The 1,673-nt window shown below is 47.2% G+C and carries 1 rRNA gene; it reads left to right on the forward strand.

Going from position 1 to position 1,673, the window contains the following annotated elements:
- Positions 1-100: 100 nt before the first annotated feature.
- Positions 101-1,604 (forward strand): 16S ribosomal RNA (locus tag IY230_RS03630).
- Positions 1,605-1,673: the final 69 nt, after the last annotated feature.

A 1,673-nucleotide genomic window follows, 5' to 3' on the forward strand; every position in this document is an offset into this window, starting at 1 on the left:
GCGCTCGAAAGAAGAGACGCAAAATTGAGTCTTTGAAAACTGAATGATGATGAACAAGAGAAAACAAAAATAAGAGCTAAAATCAAAACAAAACATAAATTATATGGAGAGTTTGATCCTGGCTCAGGATGAACGCTGGCGGCGTGCCTAATACATGCAAGTCGAACGAAGCATCTTCGGATGCTTAGTGGCGAACGGGTGAGTAACACGTAGATAACCTACCTTTAACTCGAGGATAACTCCGGGAAACTGGAGCTAATACTGGATAGGATGTGTGCATGAAAAAAACACATTTAAAGATTTATCGGTTTAAGAGGGGTCTGCGGCGCATTAGTTAGTTGGTGGGGTAAGAGCCTACCAAGACGATGATGCGTAGCCGGACTGAGAGGTCTACCGGCCACATTGGGACTGAGAACGGCCCAAACTCCTACGGGAGGCAGCAGTAGGGAATTTTCGGCAATGGGGGAAACCCTGACCGAGCAACGCCGCGTGAACGACGAAGTACTTCGGTATGTAAAGTTCTTTTATATGGGAAGAAAAATTAAAAATTGACGGTACCATATGAATAAGCCCCGGCTAACTATGTGCCAGCAGCCGCGGTAATACATAGGGGGCGAGCGTTATCCGGATTTACTGGGCGTAAAGGGTGCGTAGGTGGTTATAAAAGTTTGTGGTGTAAGTGCAGTGCTTAACGCTGTGAGGCTATGAAAACTATATAACTAGAGTGAGACAGAGGCAAGTGGAATTCCATGTGTAGCGGTAAAATGCGTAAATATATGGAGGAACACCAGTGGCGAAGGCGGCTTGCTGGGTCTATACTGACACTGATGCACGAAAGCGTGGGGAGCAAACAGGATTAGATACCCTGGTAGTCCACGCCGTAAACGATGAGAACTAAGTGTTGGCCATAAGGTCAGTGCTGCAGTTAACGCATTAAGTTCTCCGCCTGAGTAGTACGTACGCAAGTATGAAACTCAAAGGAATTGACGGGACCCCGCACAAGCGGTGGATCATGTTGTTTAATTCGAAGATACACGAAAAACCTTACCAGGTCTTGACATACTCTGCAAAGGCTTAGAAATAAGTTCGGAGGCTAACAGATGTACAGGTGGTGCACGGTTGTCGTCAGCTCGTGTCGTGAGATGTTGGGTTAAGTCCCGCAACGAGCGCAACCCTTATTGCTAGTTACCATCATTAAGTTGGGGACTCTAGCGAGACTGCCAGTGATAAATTGGAGGAAGGTGGGGATGACGTCAAATCATCATGCCCCTTATGACCTGGGCTACAAACGTGATACAATGGCTGGAACAAAGAGAAGCGATAGGGTGACCTGGAGCGAAACTCACAAAAACAGTCTCAGTTCGGATTGGAGTCTGCAACTCGACTCCATGAAGTCGGAATCGCTAGTAATCGCAAATCAGCATGTTGCGGTGAATACGTTCTCGGGGTTTGTACACACCGCCCGTCAAACCACGAAAGTGGGCAATACCCAACGCCGGTGGCCTAACCCGAAAGGGAGGGAGCCGTCTAAGGTAGGGTCCATGATTGGGGTTAAGTCGTAACAAGGTATCCCTACGGGAACGTGGGGATGGATCACCTCCTTTCTAAGGAGAAAGGCTAACTAACACTTAGCACAAGATGACTACTAGTAAGTAGTAACATTCTCTAAATTT

This window comes from Acholeplasma laidlawii (assembly GCF_015709225.1).
GTDB classification, from domain to species: Bacteria; Bacillota_I; Bacilli_A; order Acholeplasmatales; family Acholeplasmataceae; genus Acholeplasma; species Acholeplasma laidlawii_A.